The following is a 19215-nucleotide window of genomic DNA, read 5'->3' on the forward strand; positions in this document are numbered from 1 at the left end:
TGATAGGGATGTGAAATGATTGATTTACGTAGTGATACCGTTACCCGTCCGGGCCGCGCCATGCTCGAAGAGATGATGGCCGCCCCGGTCGGGGACGACGTCTACGGCGATGACCCGACGGTCAACGAACTCCAGCGCTATGCGGCCGAGCTGAGCGGTAAAGAGGCTGCCCTGTTCCTGCCCACCGGCACGCAGGCTAACCTGGTGGCGCTGCTGAGCCACTGCGAGCGCGGCGAAGAGTATATCGTCGGCCAGGGGGCGCATAACTACCTGTACGAAGCCGGCGGCGCGGCGGTGCTTGGCAGCATTCAGCCGCAGCCGATCGATGCTGCGCCGGACGGTACGCTGCCGCTGGACAAAGTCGCGGCAAAAATCAAAGCCGACGATATTCACTTCGCCCGCACTAAACTGCTGAGCCTTGAAAACACCCATAACGGTAAAGTTCTGCCGCGCGAATACCTGAAAGCGGCATGGGATTTTACCCGCGAGCGCAAGCTCGGCCTGCACGTTGACGGCGCACGTATCTTCAACGCCGTGGTGGAGTACGGCTGCGAGCTGAAAGAGATCACCCAATATTGCGACTCGTTCACCATTTGCCTCTCTAAAGGGCTGGGTACGCCGGTGGGTTCCCTGCTGGTTGGCAGTGCAGACTACATCAGACGCGCCAACCGCTGGCGTAAAATGACCGGCGGCGGGATGCGTCAGTCGGGTATTCTGGCGGCTGCCGGACTGTACGCCCTGAAAAATAACGTGTCACGCCTGAAAGACGATCACGACAATGCGGCGTGGATGGCAGCGCAGCTGCGTGAAATCGGCGCTGATGTCATGCGTCATGACACCAACATGCTGTTTGTCCGCGTCGGCAATGAGCATGCTGCCGCGCTGGGCGAATTTATGAAAGCCCGAGGCGTGCTGATCAACGCCTCCCCGGCCGTGCGACTGGTGATGCATCTTGACGTTAACCGCGAGCAGTTGACCGAGGTGGTGAAACACTGGCAGGCGTTTTTACAGCGTTAAGGAGCATACCGTGCCGCAACGTATTCTGGTGCTCGGTGCCAGCGGGTATATCGGTCAGCATCTGACCACTGCGTTAAGCCAGCAGGGGCACCAGGTGCTGGCAGTGGCACGCAACACGGAACGCCTGCAAAAGCTACATTTGCCTGGCGTGACGTGTCACAACGTTGACCTTAACTGGCCGAAAGCGCTTCCTGCGCTGCTGGCAGGGGTCGATACGCTTTACTACCTTGTTCACAGCATGGGCGAAGGCGGCGATTTTATCGCCCACGAGCGTCAGGTGGCGATGAACGTACGTGATACGCTGCTGCAAACGCCGGTAAAGCAGGTGATCTTTCTAAGCTCGCTTCAGGCGCCTGAGAACGAGCAGTCAGACCATCTGCGCGCCCGGCAACTGACGGCAGAGACATTGCGAAGCGCCCGTATCCCCGTCACCGAACTGCGGGCAGGGATCATCGTCGGCGCGGGTTCCGCCGCGTTCGAAGTGATGCGCGATATGGTCTACAACCTGCCTGTGCTGACACCGCCGCGCTGGGTACGCTCGCGCACCACGCCCATTGCGCTGGAGAATTTACTCCACTATCTGGTGGCATTGCTGGATCATCCGGCGGCGGCGCATCGTGTGCTGGAGGCGGCTGGCCCGGAAGTGTTGAGCTATCAGGCGCAGTTCGAACATTTTATGCGGGTGAGTGGCCGCCGCCGCTGGCTGGTGCCCGTCCCCTTCCCGACCCGCTGGATTTCGGTGTGGTTTTTGAATGTGATCACCTCCGTGCCGCCGACGACTGCCAAAGCGCTTATACAGGGACTGAAACACGATCTGCTGGCGGACGATCGTGAACTGCGTGCCTTGATCCCTCAGGAATTGATCCCCTTCGACGATGCCGTACGCAATACGCTGAAAGAAGAAGAGAAGCTGGTGAACTCCAGCGACTGGGGCTACGATGCGCAGGCGTTTGCCCGCTGGCGGCCCGAGTACGGCTATTACCCAAAACAGGCGGGCTGTACGGTAAAAACCACTGCCAGCCTCACAGCGCTGTGGGACGTTGTGAACCAGATCGGCGGCAAAGAGCGCTATTTCTTCGGCAATATCCTCTGGCAAACGCGCGGCGCGCTGGATCTGCTGGTGGGTCACCGGCTGGCAAAAGGCCGTCCTGCCGCCCCGTATCTGAACGTGGGCGATACGGTCGACAGCTGGAAGGTGATCATCGTTGAGCCGGAAAAACAGCTGGCGCTGCTGTTTGGCATGAAGGCACCGGGGCTGGGGCGGCTCTGCTTCACCCTTAAAGACAAAGGCGATCACCGCGAGCTGGACGTTCGGGCGTGGTGGCACCCGCACGGAATGCCCGGGCTGTTCTACTGGCTGCTGATGATCCCGGCACACCTGTTTATCTTCCGCGGAATGGCGAAACGGATTGCGCAACTGGCAGAAGAAAAGCGGGAAAGTAACTAAATAAAACTCTTAATCTTTCACCTTTCCCATTGCAACACATCGTAATTCACGAAAGAATGCGCACGAAATTCTTTTCAACACAGTGGATTGTTATGAAGGTACTGGTTACCGGGGCGACCAGCGGCTTAGGCCGAAATGCGGTCGAATTTCTGCGCAACAAAGGCATCAGCGTGAGGGCCACCGGTCGCAACGAGGCGATGGGCAAGCTCTTGCAAAAAATGGGCGCTGAGTTTGTCCATGCCGACCTGACGGAGCTGGTCTCCTCTCAGGCCAAGGTGATGCTCGCCGGTATCGATACGCTGTGGCACTGCTCCAGTTTTACCTCCCCGTGGGGTACCCAGGAAGCCTTCGATCTCGCCAACGTGCGCGCCACGCGCCGTCTGGGCGAATGGGCCGTCGCCTGGGGCGTGCGTAACTTTATTCATATCTCTTCCCCGTCGCTCTATTTTGATTATCACCATCATCGTGATATTCAGGAAGATTTCCGCCCTGCGCGCTTTGCCTGTGAATTTGCCCGCAGTAAAGCGGCTGGCGAAGAGGTGATCGACCTGCTGGCCCAGTCAAATCCGCACACCCGCTTTACCGTGCTGCGACCACAGAGCCTGTTTGGGCCGCACGACAAAGTCTTTATCCCGCGACTGGCCCAGATGATGCACCATTACGGCAGCGTGCTGTTACCGCGCGGCGGCGATGCGCTGGTAGACATGACCTATTACGAAAATGCCGTTCACGCCATGTGGCTGGCGAGCCAGCCGGAGTGCGATAAGCTGGTGTCGGGCCGCGCCTATAACATTACCAACGGCGAACCCTGTACCCTGCGCAGCATTGTGCAAAGGCTGATTGATGAGTTAAAAATCGACTGCCGGATCCGTTCCGTTCCCTACCCGATGCTGGACATGATTGCCCGCAGCATGGAGCGCTTTGGCAGTAAATCGGCGAAAGAGCCTGCGCTGACGCATTACGGTGTGTCGAAGCTCAACTTTGATTTTACGCTGGATATTTCTCGGGCGGAGAACGAGCTGGGGTATAAACCGATTATCTCGCTGGATGAAGGGATAGTGCGTACGGCGGCGTGGTTACGGGATCACGGGAAGTTGCACCGGTAAGCGTTCCAGCCTCATGTAGGCCGGGTAAGCGCAGCGCCACCCGGCAAAAAACAGAGAGTGCGGACTGATGCCCTCACCCCGGCCCTCTCCCACAGGTAGAGGGTGCAAACATTAAAACGGCAACCCGAGGGTTGCCGTTTGCTTTTACAGAGCCGTCCAGGCTTCAGCCCATGCCAGGCCTGCACCCGGCTCATAGTACGTCGGCGCACTGTTACACCAGCCGCTGTACGGGAACGGTTTGCACTGGAACAATTTACCGTGGTTGTTCACGATATCACCGGCGTTGTACTTGCTGTTCGCGCTCCATGCCGGGTAAGACGTATCTTCTCCGGATGGCGTTGTCGCTTTCGCTTTCACGTTCAGCAGGTAAGACGTGGTGCTGCTCAGCTCGCCATCGCTGACGGTCAGGCTCACTTCATACTGCTGCGCCGTTGTAGACTCAGGCGCCTTAAAGGTCACCACCGCTTTATCTTCGCCGGTCACGGTCTGGCCATCCTGAGAACGCCAGGTGTAGGTCAGCTTGTTGCCGTCTGCGTCGGTAGAGCCTTCCGCGCTCAGAGAAACCTGCGCGCCCGCTTCAACGGCACCGATTGGGCCCGCAATCTGCGCAACCGGCGCGTGGTTCACCGCGACAGGTTCAACCGGAGTTTCATCCGGAACTGGCGCTGGCGTTGGGGCCGGCGTAACATCTTCAGAAGGTGTTGGCGTTGGCGTGACCGGGGTTTCGTCCGGCGTCACCGAGGAACCGTCGTCATTCACGATATTCACGTTATAGAACTTCTGCACGCACTTGCTGTAGTCGCCCTCTTTGAACGCGCTGAACGGTGTCTGATAGCCCACCAGCTGGCAAGAGTAAGTCTTGCCGTCCGGGGTATCCGCGCTCCATCCCCAGTCCTGTTCCCAGTAAATCTTCAGGGCGCCTGCGCCACCTTCGTCGAACTGCTTCATGTTGGCGCAACCCAACACTTCGTTCGCCGGAACAGGGACTTTCAGGTAGTTCGCAAATTCTTTGTAATACTTGATACGGTTCTGAGACTGCGCAATTTCAGTCGGGCCGCCGCACTCAACGCCGCCGTTGATGATCTGGGTTGTTACACCGAAGCCCGGGACCAGGCCGTTGGCTTTATCGTGATCGTTCGGCTGCCATGTACCGTCGATCACCTGCAACATGCTTGGTTTTGGCGGCTGTGGATAGGCGAAGAAGAAGATAGCACTGGCCAGGTTCAGCCAGGTGTCCGCCACCAGCTCAGGTTTATCGAGCAGAGTACGCACGTCGCCGTACATCGCTTCAGAGAATGGACCGTAGTTGTAGTTGTAGGACAACTGTTTCGCACCGCGTCCGAAATAGCTCAGGAAATCGCCGTCTTTGTCTTTACCGCAAGGCCAGGTCTGTCCCTGCCAGACGTCCGGGTTACATTCGCCGTTATAGCCGCCCTTTTGCCCTTCGCTCCAGCCCATTTCACGCACGTGGACCAGCGCCTGACGCCATTCGGCTTCCGGACGCCAGCTTTCGTGGCCGCCGGTTTCCTGGGCAAAGTGGGCAAACATGGTCGCCAGCTCTTTGCGGCAGATAGCGTCGCTGTCACGACCGTCGTTGTAGGTCTTACACAGCGCCGGGAATTTACCCACGGCTTTCAGGAAGTTGCTGTAGGTATAAGCCTGTGCACGCAGCGGGAAGAGATATTCCCAGTCGCTGGCTTTCACAATCCCTTCAACGCGTTTGACGTTGTCCGGGTTCGCCGCGCGGCCTGGCTCAATCAGTTCGACCTGCGCGTTGTCCAGGGTCTGAATAGTCTCTTTAACGGAGGCCATCAGCGGGAAGTTAGTGAGCTCATGCTCTTTCTTCGCCAGATCGCTGGCTTTCATGGTGTACGGCTCGCCGGTGGTCGCCTGCAAAGAGGCGGCCTGCGCCATAAAAGGTGCAACGCAAGCACCAGCAACAAGTACACTCAGTAACGTCCTTTTGTTCATTTCAGTTTTCCTGTTCGTTTCAAATTAAATGTTAATATCCCGGCTTAGGTATTATTCCGTTAATACATAAACCACATTCAGCTGTTTTCACTTTTCGAAGAACACCTTCAGGAATTCTTCAAAAATAAAAAACGTTAATCACGTGCTGCTAATTTTAATTGCTGATATTTAGCCCAGACCTTATGGGCATATTTCATCCGCTGCGGATAATTCTCTTTCTTCAACCCGGCGTTATAAGCGCCTACCGCTTCCCAGTTATAGCCATATACTCTTATCATTCCGGAGAGAATGGAGGCACCCACCATGATGGAGGTACACGGCTCGGTCATTAAGCGATACTCATCGATGCCTCTGCTTTCCAGCGCGGTAAAATGCGAGCTGTTGATTTGCATCAGCCCGACATCCCGCGTGCCATCGCGGTTTTTCCCAACCGCGTACGGATTCATACCGGATTCCACATTCGCTATCGCGTACAGTAAATAAGGGTCGACATGATAATAACGCGCCGCTTTATCCCAACAGTTTGCCAGAGCACCCTGGCTTATTATTAATAACAACAAAATGAGCTTTTTCATTTTTACCTGCTGACTTTATTGGTTATTTCTCCTTAGAAACATCCTGTAAAATGAATTTTTAATTACTCCCCCTCAGAAGGGGGGAGTAATTAATGGGTTAGATTATTTGCAATCTGTTGATGCGCCTTCTTTTACCCATACGTCGCTATTTGCTGGGTTATCACCACGGGTCCACCATTTCGCACGGTAAACGTTACCTTCATAGGTGGTGGTGTCGCCGCCGTTGTAGACCAGGTCAGAACGCCAGTTCATCTTCACGTTGCTTACCAGCTCCCACGCGTCCATACCGAAGCCAGGCTGATTGCCCTGAGTCCAGTATTTCGCTTTCCACACGAGGTGGTCGAAGCTTACGGTATCGCCGTTGTTATAGATTTTGCTCGCGTCCCACGCAGCGTATTTGCTGGCGTTGTCATCGACAGGTGCGTCGCAGCTGCCGGCGGTATCATCAGCTGGAGGGGTTACGTCGTCAGCCGGTGGTGTGACGTCATCGGCAGGAGGCGTTACGTCGTCAACCGGTGGGGTTACGTCATCGGCAGGAGGCGTTACCTCGTCAGCCGGCTTAGGCTCCACCGTCACCTGCACGTCAGACTGCACGCTGGTTTTACCGTCCGTCACAATAACGCTCAGGGTGTAGGAAGAGGTATTGTGCACTTCTGGCGCAGTGATGCGAACGTTCGCCGAATCAGTGCCGGTCGCGTTCATATCAGCCGGTACGCTCCAGCTGTAGGTCAGCGCGTCACCATCAGGATCGGATGCCTGTGCGTGCAGAGAAATTGCTTCACCGGACTGAACGGTAACGGCTTCCATAGCATTGATTACCGGCGCCTGGTTGGCTTTAGGCGCTTTATTCACAACCTGGACGTCAACAGCATTGCTCAGCCCTTTAGCGTCGGTTACGGTCAAACGGAAGACCAGGTTCTGGTCGCTTGTCACAGCCGGAACGCTAAAGCTGGCTTTTGCTTTGGTGCTATTGGCGATGGTCACAGAAGGGCCTGAAACCTGCGTCCATTTATAGGTCAGCGCATCGTCGTCCTGGTCGCTAGAAGCAGAGCCATCCAGGGTCACGGTTGCAGGACCGGTGACATTTTGATCGGCAGCTGAAGCCACTGGCGCATGGTTAGTCTCAACAGGCAGATCCGGGATGGAACTTCCGCCCAGCAGGCTTTCGTTCATGGCGTTCAGGATATCGCCGTTATCAGACTCGATAGACCATGCGAACAGTCCGCCCAGGTTTTTGTTCAGTACGTATTTGCCTTTCGCCATAACGGAACGGGCGTTATCGTACGTCACCAGCTCACCGGTGGACTTGTTGAACACGTACGGCGCTTCAGCCGCTTCGTCATATTTGTATTCCCAGCCCGGTTTGCCCAGCATCTGGTTGACGATTTGACGATAGTCAACGATACCGTTTTCCCATGTCCCTTTAATTGGTCCGGTTGCGGTGCCGGTAAATGGATTATCGCCGGTATAACCATGAACGCCGGTCCAGCCGCGGCCATACATACCTGCGCCTACCACGATCTTGCCTGGCTTAACGCCCTGCTCCAGCATCGCTTTCACCGCGTTATCGGTGGTGTAGTTAGTGTCTGGTTTCCAGGAAGCACCGTACAGGGCGGTCTGGTGGCCCAGATCGGTATTGCTCCAGGCACCGTAGAAGTCGTAGCTCATCAGGAAGATATGGTCGAGGTACTGCTGCGTGGTGTTATAGTCCACGTCTTCGATCTTATCTTTACCGGCACCGATTGCAGTAGTCAGCTCGTAGGTACGACCGGTTTCCGCAGACAGTTCATTCAGCATCTGACGCAGGTCGTGCATCAGCGCGGTGTAGGTGGCTTTATCGGTCTGAGGATTGCCGAGTTTGGCGTTTTCACCGCCGCCGCCCGGGAATTCCCAGTCAATATCCACGCCGTCAAACACTTTCCAGGTGGTCAGGAAGTCTTTTACCGACGCCACGAAACGGTCACGCAGTACTTTGTTATCCATCTGATAGAACGGATCGGACAGGGTCCAGCCACCAATGGATGGCAGAATTTTCAGGTCAGGATGGGCTTTTTTCATCGCCATCAGCTGCCCATAGTTACCTTTGTAGGGATCGTCCCAGTTGCTTACGCCTTTCTGCGGTTTCTGCAACGCAGCCCATGGATCGTGAATGGCCACGGTGTAGTCCTGACGGCCAGCACAGGCGCGTTTCAGGGATTCCAGTGCACCTGAAGATTTGGCGCTGTCGTTAATACCGTCGCCACCGCAAATTGGAATAAAGCCGTACAGCAGGTGGTTAATGTTCGCGACCGGGATCTTATCCGCAGAGAAGTTTCGATCGTAAACGCCCCACTCAGGGAAATAGGCACCGACGACTTTATCGGTATGCTGAGCGAAAGCTTTGTTATTTTCCAGCAGCGGCGTATTCAGCGGCAGCAAATGGCTTCCGTCGGTATCCGCCACGATAATCAGTTTGCTTGCGCTTTTGGTACAGCCGCTGTCGTTACACAGTTCGACCTGTTCCTGATAGCGGCCCCCTTTTTTGACTTTGAAGGTCGCAGAACCCGCCGCGCTGCCCGCGCCGGTCCAGACGGTCTTGCCGTCCAGCAGCACTTTTGCAGACGTTGGGGCGTCACCGCTCCAGACGTTCCATTCCACTTTTACATCAACACCCTCTTTATGCACTTTGATGAGGTTGTTGTAATCCTGTGCCGCCTGATCCACTTCTACCAGCGCAAATTTATCATTGCCCGATGTAATAGAAGGCGTACCCGGCGCAGCTGCAAATGCGGAGCTGGTGGCCGCCGCAATAAAGAGCGCCAGATATTTTGGTTTCATAAATTTCATTTTTATTTCCTGATAAATTTATTTATAACGTAATAACCCATGCCTTCCGTGAGATCATGGATGCGTTTCGCGTAATGCGTATTTAACCAACGTGAGTGCCGTGAACAAAAAATTGTTGCTGCGCTGTATTCCTCCATAAAAAGATACAAGCCAAATCCCGTGTAGCTTATATCTCCTACGATACACCGAGCGTAAAGAGTCGTCCTTCTCTCCCAGCATCAAAAAGATTTATAAAAAACCTTGACCAGTATATTTAAAATGTGAAAGCAAACTGCTGACTAATAAACACCACGATTCCAGAAAAGGCGAGGTAAGGACCAAAAGAAATAGTGAGGTTATTTTTATTTAAATTATTGACGGCGAAATAACCGACAATACCGCTTAACGCTGCCGCCAGTTCAATGGAGGGTAATGCCTGCCAGCCGCACCAGGCGCCCAGCGCCGCCAGTAGCTTAAAGTCCCCGTAACCCAGCCCTTCTCGTCCGGCGATCAGACGAAAAGCCCAGTAGAGCAGCCAGAGCGACAGATAGCCCGCCACCGCGCCAAACAGCGCATCACGTAGCGGCAATGTGTGGTCAATAGCATGGAGCACTAACCCCGCCCACAGCAGCGGCTGGGTCAGGCAGTCCGGCAACAACTGATGCTGCCAGTCGATCATGGCCAGCGGCAGTAAAAAAGCCGCCAGTAACCACAAAGAGAACAGCGCCTGAACGTCCGGCATGCACCAGGCCGTGATGCCAAAAAACAGCGCGGAGAACAGTTCCACCAAAAAGAGTCGCAGCGGGATCGCGCTGCCGCACTGGTGACAGCGCCCCCGTAATAACAGCCAACTGAGCAGCGGGATATTTTCCCATGCAGCAAGCGTGTGCTGACACACCGGGCAGTGCGAGGCAGGAAAGAGCAGATTGCCGCTCCCCTCCTCATCCATCACCATTCCCGGTACGCGCTCGGCAACAACGCCGAGAAAACTGCCCATAATCCCGCCCAGGATAGCACTCATCATCGGGAAACCGAGCGGACAGGCCTCCCGCATCAGCGTGAAGGTATTCATGCGCTTTTTGACCAGGTAAGCTGCACCTGTGCTTTCACATCGCTGAGGTGGTCAACCGGCGTGAGGTTTATTTTTTGCAATGTCACGCCGGAGGTCTGATTAATTTCACGCAGCCAGCTTTTTAATTCATATACATTTACCCGATTCACCACGAACGATAAAGTTTGCCCCTCCTGGCGCACATCCGTCAGTGAAAGATTAATTTCATGAGCGCTGTTCTCGACCACCGTACGCGGATTATTCGTTTTAACTAACTGGACCTGAAGATGATTTTTATCAATTTCACTGCGCATCCAGTTGAGCGTCTCTTTTTGTCTTTTAAGCGTCGATTTACTATTTTGAATCATATTATCCAGGGGAATTACTCCTGTGTAATACACCGCAGCCCCCACAATGGCAACGGCACATATTTTTAAAATGATTTTTTCCCGGGCGCTGTAATTCTGATAGCGTGATTTCAGCTGCGCGATTCGCTCTTTCATTTATGTTTCCCTGCGATCATGGCGGTATACGGTTCGGTTGTTGAAACAGGTTGTAAGGTAAAATCAAAATTCTCACTGGTCTGGTTCACAAACGCCTGCAACGCGGGCTGGCTTTGCGCGCTAACGCTCAGCGTCAGGGTGTTTTGCTGCGCATCGTATTCCAGCAGATCGATCTCCATCGCAGGGACTGACTGCCGGGCTTTCTCCAGCTCCTCAAGCTGAAGAAAGAACCCCTTGCTCTGTTTTTTCAGGCTTTGGCCAAAGTGATATTTGATATTGGTCTGCTGGCGCATGCTGGGGAAATGGTGCTGATAAACCTGAACGATCTCCTGCTGAACCCGATTTTCCTGCTGCACCAGCATCCAGGCCATCGCAATGCGCGGCCCCAGCAGCAGACCAACGGACAGCAGGCCCGCCGCTATCATCGCTGCTTTCATGCTTTTTGCGGCCTGGTCATGACCGGCCTTAAGGCTGAATTCACCGTGAAGCAGATTCACACGACAGGTTCTCCACTGCGGCTGGATCAGCACCAGCGGGTGCTGCCAGGCATGCTGTACGTCAACGTGAATGTCCGCAGGCGCGTCGCCGTAGCAACACACTTCCCCGTCTCCGGCTTTCTGCATCAACAGCGGCAGCAGGGTTCCCTCCATTTCACCCGCCACGTGGGGAGATAAACGCAGCCAGTAGCCTTTATCCTGTGCGACCAGCGTGCTGCCCCCTGCCGCCACGGGCAGCAGCCAGGCATCAGGCAGGGCCTGAATCACGTTTAACCCGGCCTCGTGACAGCGGGTCAATGCCGCACGCAGGCGGTCGGCGTCAATGGCAACGGCGTCGACGTCAGCGCCTTTTTTGTAGAGCACTGTCCAGTGGAGGTTGTCCACGTCGCCAATCAGCGTCTCTTCCGCCATCCACGAGAAGGCCATCGCCTGAGAAGCCACCTTCTTCGGCAGCGTGAAATGGCGGAAAATCATGTCGCTGGCGGGCAGCAGGAGACAAACGCGTGTAGCCAGCGGGTGTTCGGCCAGCATCTCCAGGCTGTCGAGCACCTCGACGCGCTCGCTGCCGGACTCACAGCACATTATTTTCCCGCCCTCGCGGCTGTCGGGGCGAACAAAAAGTACCTGTTTCATAACGTTCTACTTTTCTTATTCAATCATTCGGTAACGACGCTGCCACGTCACGATCTCACCGGCTTCGTTATTCATCTGAAGCTGGCTGACCACGCGAAGCGTTAATTCATCGGTATTGCCGCTGTAATTCACGCGGAAGTACCGGCTGTTTATAGAAAATTGATCTGCCACCTGCGGGAGATCGTCTTTTAACTGCGGGAAGGTCTGCTCCAGCGCTTTGCTGAACGCGTCCATATTTTCCCAGCCCGATTCCGGACGTGTATCCAGCAGACGAACGGCGTCATCCTGCGTGAATTTTCCCGGAAACATGGCCGCCAGCACAGCGGCCTGTTCCGGTTGCAGGGTGTTAACGTCCACCTTGCTGGCGGCGTCCGGCAGCGCGCATAACAGCTTGCTCACCTTCGGATATGCCGTAACCGGGAACGCTGGCAGCAGTTTGATCTCCGCGATGCTGCGCATCATCTGGTTTGCCGGTTGCCGGGCGGGCACGACGCCAGCCCACGCATCGCTTTCGGCACCCTCTTTCGCCGTGGTGCCGTCACCATCGAGATAATCCACCAGCTGGAAATAGACCGCCTCCGCCGTGCCCGGACTGAGCCCGCTTTCCGTCAGGAGTTGTTCAACAATCCGCTCTTTACGCGGTTTTTCCGCCACCGCGGGAGCGTTTTGCCCCTGGGGCGCGACGTCGGCGGTCAACAGGTTATTGACGTTAAAGCAGTCCTGAGCGTCTTCCACCTGGCTCACGACCGTGTAGTCTTCTCCCTGCGTCTCCAGCGGCTGATGCCAGTCGCCGTCCAGCGCCAGCGGCTTGCTCTCGCCGCTGGCATCGGTCTGTAACCTGTCCTTCACCACTTTTTCCTGGGCCTGCATCGCCCAGCGCAGCTGCTGCTGGCTTATCTGATAATGCGTTTTCTGCAAATTACGGCAGAACTGCTGGCTGATTTTGGCGGCCAGCGCCGACATCATCACCAGCAAAATCAGCACCACCAGCAGGGCGACGCCCTTTTGTTGACGGATTCGGTTCATGGTCTGGTCTCCGGCGAAGGCGCAGGGGCTGCGTCCGGAGTCGTCGCAGGCGCGTCGGCGGCTTTCTCTGGGGCCGCGGCAGCGGCCACCTCCGGCATATCCCCCGGCGTGGTGAACACCCAGCGCCAGGTATCCCCGTTTTCCATCGTCAACGTAACCTCCACGCCGTCCGGCAGATGGGCGGCGTCGTGCCAGGCTGTCTGCCAGCCCTGACGATAAAACCGCCACTGCAATGCTTTAACACCGCTGACAATCGGCACTTCGTCAGGCTTAACGTCCACCGGGCCATCAATGACCGGCCAGACGTCGCGGTACAAACGCCCCTCTTCCAGCCGCCAGCGCACGCGCTCCAGCTGGACCGTTCCGCTCACGCCATTCAGGGTGGTCAGTTCAAGGGCATCGCCCTCCTGACGGAACCGCTCTGGCTCATTACGCGGCGCTCGCGCCTGTAGCTGGAAAAAGTCGCGCTCCATCAGACTCCAGCCGCGCTGAAGCTGGTTGAGCTTAGCGGCGCTGGCATCGGTGGCCGAGCTGGTACGCATCGCGCCGTCCAGAATTTGCCAGGCCAGGGTGCTGATTACCGCGAAAATAGTCAGCGCAATCATGATCTCCAGCAGGGTAAATCCGCGCTGGCGTCGCGTTTTCTTCACTTGCTCTCTCCCGGCGGAATGATGTGCAGGGAAATAACCGGCTGGCTCTCATCGCCTTCCGCATAGACGCGAATGGAGTTCGCCCAGCCGTTGTCGGCGGTTTTCACCCGCTGCTTACGCCAGTTCCAGCTGCGCCCGCCCATGATTTCCGTCCCCTGCTGCTCAGCATCCGGGAAGTCGGTTTTGGTGAGTTGCGCTTCCGCCAGCTGATTTTCCGCCACCCAACTGGCCTGCAAGGTATCGGCCAGACCATGGGTAAAACGCACGTTCAGGGAGACCGAGTTCATTAGCGCCAGCGCGGCGGTGGAGAAAATCACCAGCGCGACCATCACCTCCAGCAGCGTCATCCCCTTTTGCTTTGTGTTGTCGTTAGCCATCGTTTTCTACCGATACCGGCGCCGCACCCTGCGACACCACGCGGAAATGGTGCTGTTTGTCGTAACTTTGCAGCGTCAGCGTAAAGCGGCTGATTTCACCGTCCGGTAAAAAGATCACCTGTGGCTCGGACGCCACCGTCGCGGCCAGGCGCTGCGGCGAGAGCGACACGTGCATCTCTTCCGGAAAATCACCTTTGGTGGTAATACGTCCGGCAGATAATGGCACCCAGTGACGCTCGCCATTTTTATCCGCGATCGTCACCAGCTGATATTTATCAGTGGCGATCACCAGCCCGACAATATTTCCGTCCATCACCGCACGGTCTGAACCATAATCAACGAGCGCTTTTAATTGCTGGCCAAATATATCCGCGCCGCTGCGCGAAGGAATGGTGGACACCACCATCATGGCGCAGCTGGCAAATATCACCAGCGCCAGAATAATTTCCAGCAACGTAAAGCCGCGTTGATTTTTCATTACTTCTCGTTCTTATCCAGAGACCAGTTGGTAATGTCATCGGCAGTATTCGCTTCGCCGTCCGGACCCGCAGAGAAAATGTCCACCGCACCGTGTTCACCTGGGCTGACCAGAATATAATCGCTGCCCCATGGATCCTGCGGCAGGCGGCGAATATAGCCATCCGCGCGATAGCCGTTCGGGATTGGTGCGATTTCCGGCTTCGTCACCAGCGCCTGCAAACCCTGCTCTGTGGTCGGGTAGCGGTGGTTGTCCAGCTTATACATATCCAGCGAGCCTTCGAGCGCGACAATATCGCTGGTCGCCTTTTGCGTATCCGCTTTTTCTTTATTACCCATTAAGTTTGGCACTACCATACTCGCCAGAACGCCGAGAATAACAATCACCACCATTAATTCGAGCAATGTGAAGCCCGCCTGGCGAGCCAGGTTTTTACGTTTTAGAGCCATGATTTAACCTACCATATTATTAAGTTGCAGAAGCGGTTGTAATATTGAAAGAACGATGAATAAAACAATCGTCGCCATGGATACCACCAGCGCCGGTTCAAATACCGACAGCGTTAATGTAATTCGATGCTGTAATGCCGATTCCTGATTTTCCGCCGCGCGATCCATTAAATTACCTAATTCCCCGCTCTCTTCACCGGAGGCAATCATATACAGCATGGTTGGCGGGAATAATTTCGCCTGTTCCAGCGCCGCATACAGCGACGCCCCCTGACGTACGGTATCGGCGGCCTGCTCAAGCACCTGACGGGCATAGAGATTTTCAATACCGTCCATCGCGATATACATCCCCTCCAGCAGCGGCACGCTGCTGGCCTGCAAAATGCTCAGGGTACGGATATAGCGGGCGCTGTTGATGGCGCACACCAGCTTTTTAATCGGCGAGCCATTCACCAGCCAGCTGTGCCAGCGAAAACGGTTTTTCACGTTTCGCACCCAGGTTTTGAAGCCGACGAACGCCCCCGCCAGGCTGCCGACAATATAGATACCCCAGGCTTGCAGGAAATCACTTACCGCAATCAGCGTCCGGGTGGTGATCGGCAGTTGCTGTTTCATGTGGGTAAACTGCTCAATCACCTGCGGCACCACCGCCACCAGCAGAATGCCGATCACCGCGATAGCGACCACGGTGAGGGTAATCGGGTAGACCATCGCCTGCGTCAGCTTGCTTTTCATCTTCTGGCGCTGTTCGTTGTACTCCGCCAGCTTCTCCAGCACGTCGCCCAGATGGCCGGTCTTCTCACCGGCCATCACCAGCGTGCAGTAGAGTTTGTCGAAGGTGCGTGGAAACTGGCTAAAGGCGTCGAACAGCGTATGCCCCTCGACCACCTTCTCGCGGATCTCCATCACCATCGCCGCCAGCTTTTTATCTTCCGTCTGCTTAGAGATCGCCTTCAGCGCACTTTCCAGCGGCAGCGCGGCGTTCACCAGCGTCGAAAGCTGACGGGTAAACATCGACAGCACCGGGGTAGAGAGCTTTGCCCCGGTTTTCGCTTTCCCGCCTGTCGCCGTTTCGCGGGTTTCGGTGATGCTCACGGGCATCAGCTTTTGCTCGCGAAGCCACTGGCGAACCTGCTTTTGCCCCTCGGCCTGTAACGTCCCGCGCTGGGTTTTTCCCGCGGCACTCGTCGCCGTCCAGGCGTAGAAGGCCATTACGCATCCCCCCCACGCTCGGCGGTGACGCGCATGACTTCTTCCAGAGACGTCACGCCGCCGATCACCTTCAGCAGCCCGTTTTCACGCAGGCTGTAGGCCTGCTTAAAGAGCTGCGTTTCTATGGACATTTCGTCCTTATCTTCATGGATGGCGCGGCGCATGGTACTGTCCACCACCAGAAACTCATGAATACCGGCGCGGCCCTGATAGCCGCTCTGACGGCAGTGTTCACACCCCACCGCGCGATAAATCGCTTTTGGCGGCGCGTCCATAAAGCTGAACAACGCTTTTTCATTGGCATCCAGCGGACTGGTGGTCCGGCAGTGCGTACACAGCCGACGCACCAGACGCTGGGCAATGACACCGAGCAGCGATGAACCGATTAAAAACGACTCCAGCCCCATATCCCGCAGACGGGTTATCGCCCCTGCGGCACTGTTGGTGTGCAGCGTCGACATCACCAGGTGACCGGTCAGCGACGCCTGCACCGCGATCTGGGCGGTCTCACCGTCGCGAATTTCCCCGATCATCACCACGTCCGGGTCCTGACGCAGAATCGCGCGCAGCCCGCGGGCAAAGGTCATGTCCACGCGCGGGTTAACCTGCGTCTGCCCCACGCCTTCCAGCTCGTATTCGATCGGGTCTTCCACGGTCAGAATGTTGCGCTCGTGACCGTTCAGCGCCGAAAGAATGGCGTACAGCGTGGTACTTTTACCGGAACCCGTCGGGCCGGTAACGAGGATGATCCCATGCGGGCGGTCAATCAGCCCTTTCAGCTTCTCCAGCTCTTCATCAATCAGCCCAAGCTTGTTGATGTCGGGCTTGAGATTGCTTTTATCGAGCAGGCGCATGACCACGCGCTCGCCGTACTGGGACGGAATGGTCGACACACGCACATCGATGGCCTTGCGGCCGATGCGCAGGGAGATACGTCCATCCTGGGGGAGACGTTTCTCGGCGATGTCGAGTTTCGACATCACCTTAATACGCGACACCAGCAGCGGCGCGAGCTTACGCGCCGGTTGCAACACCGGGCGCAGCACGCCGTCAACGCGGAAGCGGATGCTCAGCGTGCGCTCGAAGGTTTCGATATGAATATCCGACGCGCCGTCCTTCACCGCCTCGCCGAGAATGGCGTTGATCAGGCGGATCACCGGTGAGTTTTCGTCGTTATCGAGCAGATCTTCGTTATCCGGGATCTCCTCGGTTAAAGCCATCAGATCGATATCCGCGTCCATGTCGTCCACCAGCTGCTGCGACACGCCGCTGCTCTGCTGCCAGATTTTGGCCAGCATCTCGTCAAACGCTTCCGGCGTCACAGTGACGGGGATGAAAGCACGGCCCAGCACCCGGCGCACCTCCAGCAGAGCATGCGCAGGAGTGTCATCCCGGATATAGACATCATTGTTGTAAAACAGAACGCCGTTATCTTTTGCGTAGTTGCTGCTACACAGTGTTTTACTCAGTTCGTCCACGTTACCCCTCCGCGCTATTCTTTAAACGGATTGCGCGTGGCGCTGGTTTTCACCGGTGCGGCGCCAGTGCTTGCAGAGGGAAACGCGGGCAGGACGGCGTTGTCAGTCGGCTCAACAATACCGAGCTTTTTCTCCTCCACTCGCTGCATCTGGCGCACCCGGATCTGGTCATATTTCTCTTTCGAGGCCGCGCTGTAGTTGTCGTCGTCACGCAGGACGGTGGTATGAATAAACACCATCAGGTTGCGTTTGGAAGTATCCTGCGAGGTGTAGCGGAACAGCTGACCGACCAGCGGGATATCGCCGAGCAGGGGCACTTTGGACACGGACTGTTTGGTCACATTTTCCATCAGACCGCCGAGCACCACCGTCTGACCACTGTGGACCATCACTTCGTTATTAATCGTGCGCGTGTTGAAGGTTGGGCCGAGGCTGGAGTCTTCCGTCGCGCTGTTGTCGACACTCGACACTTCCTGCTCAATCTTCAGATGGATCATGTCGCCATCGTTTATCTGCGGCACAATCTTCAGCTTGGTCCCTACGGTTTTACGCTCAACCGAGTTAAAGACGTTGTCGCCGCTGGTGGTTTGCGAACCGGAAAGCACCGGCACATCCTGACCGACGTTGAACGACGCTTCTTTGTTATCCAGCGTGACCACGCTTGGCGTGGAGAGGATGTCATTTTTGCCGTCAGTGGAAAGCGCGGTCACCAGCGCACCGAAGTCACCGTTAAAGAAGCCGGTCGCAAGGCCAGTGAAACTTGCCCCTTTCATGGTGCCATTTTTAATCTGGCTGATTGGCAGGCCGGTGGAGCCAAACTGCACCCCGCCGTGCTTGCTGGTCCACTGCACGCCAAGATCCAGGCCGTTACCGTCCTGCACTTCGGCAATGATCGCTTCCACCAGCACCTGCGGACGGCGAATATCCAGCTTGTCGATCACTTTCTCGAGGGAGTTCATCACGTTAGGCTGTGCGGTGATCACCAGGGAGTTGGTTGACTCGTCGGCGGTAATATTCAGATCGGTTGAGGCGCTCGCGGATTTCGCTTTGGCCGCACCCGGCTTGTCTTTCAGCTGCTCACCAATCCCGGTGAGAACCGGCACCACTTTGGTGGCGCTGGCATACTTGAGGTAGAAGACGCGGGTATTGCCCTCGTTATTCTGCTCACGATCCAGCTGATGAATAAGGGAACGGGTGCGCGCCCGCGCATCTTCCGCGCCGCTGATCACCAGGCTGTTGGTTTCGTCATCCGCGACGACTTTAGTCGCCAGCTGCGGCGCGTTCTGCCCTTTCTGTTCTTCATTGTTGAGGTTATTCAACATCTCCGAGAGTTCTTTGGCGGACGCAAAGCGCAGCGGGATGATTTCGCGACGCTGGATGCCGTCTTTATCGACGCGCTGCACCAGATCCACCAGCCGGTTCACCACCGAGGCTTTACCGGTTAACAGCAGGACGTTGGACGGCTCAAAGTGGACCACATTCCCGATACCGGTGGCATCGTTGAGCTGACGCAGCAGCGGGGCCAGCTCACGAACAGGCACGTTTTCCATGCGCACCACGCGGGTGATGATCTCGTCACCTTTGCCCGGATTTTTGCTGTCTGCCAGCGGCGCACCGGCGGTACGCGCTACGCTTGAGCGCACCACTTTGACCATGCCGTTGTCCATCGGGATCACCGACAGGCCGTAGAGATCCAGCACGCTCAGAAAGAATTGATAGTACTCATCTTCCGTCAGCACGTTGTAGGTTCGGACCGAGACGGTTCCCTGGACGGACGGATCGACCAGAATGGTTTTATTGAGATTGCGGCCTACCGTATCGATAAACTCGCGAATATCAGTATTTTTAAAACTCGCGCTAAAGTTAGCTGCAAGCAGCGAACTGGAATATAACGACAATGCGGTCAGCGCCACGCACGCCCAGGGAATTTTTTTCATGTC

Annotated in this window: 17 protein-coding genes; 3 read left to right on the forward strand and 14 right to left on the reverse strand. The window is 56.1% G+C overall.

The window, feature by feature from the left end; translation table 11 throughout:
- The first annotated feature begins 15 nt into the window (after positions 1-15).
- The 3 genes from ltaE to AC4OVS_RS14945 all read left to right on the forward strand — a co-directional run bounded on the left by ltaE (position 16) and on the right by AC4OVS_RS14945 (position 3570).
- Positions 16-1017, forward strand: coding sequence for a low-specificity L-threonine aldolase (gene ltaE / locus AC4OVS_RS14935; RefSeq protein ID WP_063199556.1), 1002 nt, complete (start codon positions 16-18; stop codon positions 1015-1017).
- Positions 1018-1027: 10 nt separating this feature from the next.
- Positions 1028-2464 carry an SDR family oxidoreductase gene (locus AC4OVS_RS14940; RefSeq protein WP_063163398.1) on the forward strand — a complete coding sequence of 479 codons (1437 nt, stop codon included), beginning with the start codon at positions 1028-1030 and terminating at the stop codon, positions 2462-2464.
- 92 nt (positions 2465-2556) lie between these two features.
- Entirely contained in the window at positions 2557-3570 is a 1014-nt protein-coding gene (locus tag AC4OVS_RS14945) for a 3-beta-hydroxysteroid dehydrogenase (RefSeq protein ID WP_022647600.1), read from the forward strand.
- Between the two features lie 144 nt (positions 3571-3714).
- Here the strand turns inward: AC4OVS_RS14945 and AC4OVS_RS14950 are convergent, their stop codons facing one another.
- From AC4OVS_RS14950 to gspD, 14 genes are all read right to left on the reverse strand, one after another.
- The gene (locus AC4OVS_RS14950; protein ID WP_032624555.1) at positions 3715-5541 is read right to left on the reverse strand and encodes a chitinase; all 1827 of its coding nucleotides are present in this window, start codon (positions 5539-5541) and stop codon (positions 3715-3717) included.
- A gap of 134 nt (positions 5542-5675) precedes the next feature.
- Positions 5676-6116, reverse strand: a complete 441-nt coding sequence (iagB, locus tag AC4OVS_RS14955) for a type III secretion system invasion protein IagB (protein ID WP_023299704.1) — start codon at positions 6114-6116, stop codon at positions 5676-5678.
- 102 nt (positions 6117-6218) lie between these two features.
- Positions 6219-8942: a glycosyl hydrolase family 18 protein gene (locus AC4OVS_RS14960; RefSeq protein ID WP_058646187.1), complete on the reverse strand. Its 2724-nt coding sequence runs from the start codon at positions 8940-8942 to the stop codon at positions 6219-6221.
- Positions 8943-9195: 253 nt separating this feature from the next.
- Positions 9196-9993, reverse strand: a complete 798-nt coding sequence (locus tag AC4OVS_RS14965) for a prepilin peptidase (RefSeq protein ID WP_023299702.1) — start codon at positions 9991-9993, stop codon at positions 9196-9198.
- Positions 9990-10475, reverse strand: a complete 486-nt coding sequence (locus AC4OVS_RS14970; protein ID WP_022647595.1) for a type II secretion system protein M — start codon at positions 10473-10475, stop codon at positions 9990-9992. The genes AC4OVS_RS14965 and AC4OVS_RS14970 overlap by 4 nt, the downstream gene beginning before the upstream one ends.
- Positions 10472-11605 carry a type II secretion system protein GspL gene (gene gspL / locus AC4OVS_RS14975; protein WP_491922532.1) on the reverse strand — a complete coding sequence of 378 codons (1134 nt, stop codon included), beginning with the start codon at positions 11603-11605 and terminating at the stop codon, positions 10472-10474. Before gspL ends, AC4OVS_RS14970 begins: the two co-directional genes overlap by 4 nt.
- A 15-nt stretch (positions 11606-11620) precedes the next feature.
- Positions 11621-12631 (reverse strand): type II secretion system minor pseudopilin GspK, encoded by a 1011-nt coding sequence (gspK, locus tag AC4OVS_RS14980; RefSeq protein WP_491922533.1) that lies wholly within the window; start codon positions 12629-12631, stop codon positions 11621-11623.
- Positions 12628-13281: a type II secretion system minor pseudopilin GspJ gene (gspJ, locus tag AC4OVS_RS14985; RefSeq protein WP_045623355.1), complete on the reverse strand. Its 654-nt coding sequence runs from the start codon at positions 13279-13281 to the stop codon at positions 12628-12630. Before gspJ ends, gspK begins: the two co-directional genes overlap by 4 nt.
- Complete coding sequence (gene gspI, locus AC4OVS_RS14990) at positions 13278-13658, reverse strand: type II secretion system minor pseudopilin GspI (RefSeq protein ID WP_022647591.1); 381 nt, start codon at positions 13656-13658, stop codon at positions 13278-13280. Before gspI ends, gspJ begins: the two co-directional genes overlap by 4 nt.
- Positions 13651-14136, reverse strand: a complete 486-nt coding sequence (gene gspH / locus AC4OVS_RS14995) for a type II secretion system minor pseudopilin GspH (RefSeq protein ID WP_023299697.1) — start codon at positions 14134-14136, stop codon at positions 13651-13653. Before gspH ends, gspI begins: the two co-directional genes overlap by 8 nt.
- A complete protein-coding gene (gene gspG, locus AC4OVS_RS15000) occupies positions 14136-14585 on the reverse strand; it encodes a type II secretion system major pseudopilin GspG (protein ID WP_023299696.1) in 450 nt (149 codons plus the stop codon). Before gspG ends, gspH begins: the two co-directional genes overlap by 1 nt.
- Positions 14586-14588: 3 nt before the next feature.
- Positions 14589-15797 carry a type II secretion system inner membrane protein GspF gene (gene gspF / locus AC4OVS_RS15005; protein WP_032624561.1) on the reverse strand — a complete coding sequence of 403 codons (1209 nt, stop codon included), beginning with the start codon at positions 15795-15797 and terminating at the stop codon, positions 14589-14591.
- A complete protein-coding gene (gene gspE / locus AC4OVS_RS15010) occupies positions 15797-17275 on the reverse strand; it encodes a type II secretion system ATPase GspE (protein WP_023299694.1) in 1479 nt (492 codons plus the stop codon). The genes gspF and gspE overlap by 1 nt, the downstream gene beginning before the upstream one ends.
- A gap of 14 nt (positions 17276-17289) precedes the next feature.
- Positions 17290-19212, reverse strand: coding sequence for a type II secretion system secretin GspD (gspD, locus tag AC4OVS_RS15015; RefSeq protein ID WP_023299693.1), 1923 nt, complete (start codon positions 19210-19212; stop codon positions 17290-17292).
- Between the last annotated feature and the right edge of the window lie 3 nt (positions 19213-19215).

The sequence above is a fragment of the Enterobacter sp. 4974935 genome, assembly GCF_058661735.1.